Source organism: Prevotella sp. P5-50 (assembly GCF_002251295.1).
In the GTDB taxonomy this organism is placed as follows: domain Bacteria; phylum Bacteroidota; class Bacteroidia; order Bacteroidales; family Bacteroidaceae; genus Prevotella.
In genome coordinates this window covers 1-1,693 of the sequence record NZ_NPJA01000027.1, presented here as the reverse complement: position 1 = coordinate 1,693, position 1,693 = coordinate 1, and the positions used below count along the sequence as shown (strand labels likewise).

1 rRNA gene is annotated in these 1,693 nt (G+C 52.5%); it reads right to left on the bottom strand.

What is annotated here, in order from left to right:
• Positions 1-19: 19 nt before the first annotated feature.
• Positions 20-1,550, bottom strand: a 16S ribosomal RNA gene (locus CIK88_RS06790).
• Positions 1,551-1,693: the final 143 nt, after the last annotated feature.

The following is a 1,693-nucleotide window of genomic DNA, read 5'->3' as shown; positions in this document are numbered from 1 at the left end:
ATCTAAGATCCGTCTCCAGAAAGGAGGTGTTCCAGCCGCACCTTCCGGTACGGCTACCTTGTTACGACTTAGCCCCAATCACCGGTTTCACCCTAGGCCGACCCTTGCGGTCACGGACTTCAGGTGCCCCCAGCTTTCATGGCTTGACGGGCGGTGTGTACAAGGCCCGGGAACGTATTCACCGCGCCATGGCTGATGCGCGATTACTAGCGAATCCAGCTTCGTGGGGTCGGGTTGCAGACCCCAGTCCGAACTGAGGATGGCTTTCTTGATTAGAATGCACTTGCGTACACCCAACTCTCTGTACCACCCATTGTAACACGTGTGTAGCCCCGGACGTAAGGGCCGTGCTGATTTGACGTCATCCCCACCTTCCTCACACCTTACGGTGGCAGTGTCTCCAGAGTGCCCAGCATAACCTGATGGCAACTGAAGAGAGGGGTTGCGCTCGTTATGGCACTTAAGCCGACACCTCACGGCACGAGCTGACGACAACCATGCAGCACCTCCATAGGCGCCCCGAAGGGCCTCACCATCTCTGGATCGTTCGCCTACAGTTCAAGCCCGGGTAAGGTTCCTCGCGTATCATCGAATTAAACCACATGTTCCTCCGCTTGTGCGGGCCCCCGTCAATTCCTTTGAGTTTCACCGTTGCCGGCGTACTCCCCAGGTGGGATGCTTAACGCTTTCGCTTGGGCGCTCACTGTATATCGCAAACACCGGGCATCCATCGTTTACCGTGCGGACTACCAGGGTATCTAATCCTGTTCGATACCCGCACTTTCGAGCTTTAGCGTCAGTTGTAGCCTTGTCAGCTGCCTTCGCAATCGGAGTTCTTCGTGATATCTAAGCATTTCACCGCTACACCACAAATTCCGCTGACATCGAATACACTCAAGTCTCACAGTTCGCGACGCACATCATACGGTTGAGCCGCTGCATTTCACGTCACGCTTATAAGACCGCCTGCGCTCCCTTTAAACCCAATAAATCCGGATAACGCCCGGACCTTCCGTATTACCGCGGCTGCTGGCACGGAATTAGCCGGTCCTTATTCATAAGGTACATGCAAAACAGGACACGTCCCGTATTTTATTCCCTTATAAAAGAGGTTTACAACCCATAGGGCAGTCATCCCTCACGCTACTTGGCTGGTTCAGGCTTCCGCCCATTGACCAATATTCCTCACTGCTGCCTCCCGTAGGAGTTTGGACCGTGTCTCAGTTCCAATGTGGGGGACCTTCCTCTCAGAACCCCTACTGATCGTTGCCTTGGTGGGCCGTTACCCCGCCAACAAGCTAATCAGACGCATCCCCATCCCATAGCGATGAATCTTTGTTCCACATCAGATGCCGTCCGTGGAAAACATCAGGCATTAATTCGACTTTCGCCGGGCTATTCCTGACTATGGGGAAGGTTGGATACGCGTTACTCACCCGTGCGCCGGTCGCCATCTATCAAAGCAAGCTTCGATAATGCTGCCCCTCGACTTGCATGTGTTAAGCCTGTAGCTAGCGTTCATCCTGAGCCAGGATCAAACTCTCCATTGTAAAAATATCTTTGATACTTCTTAAAGAAGTGTCGTGTCTCTGTTCAGAACGAATCTCATATCCGGTAGTATCATGGATCATAAAGCACCTTGATTCCTAAAAATCGACGGTTCGTAAATTCACCCAAGACTGTACTCATAAAA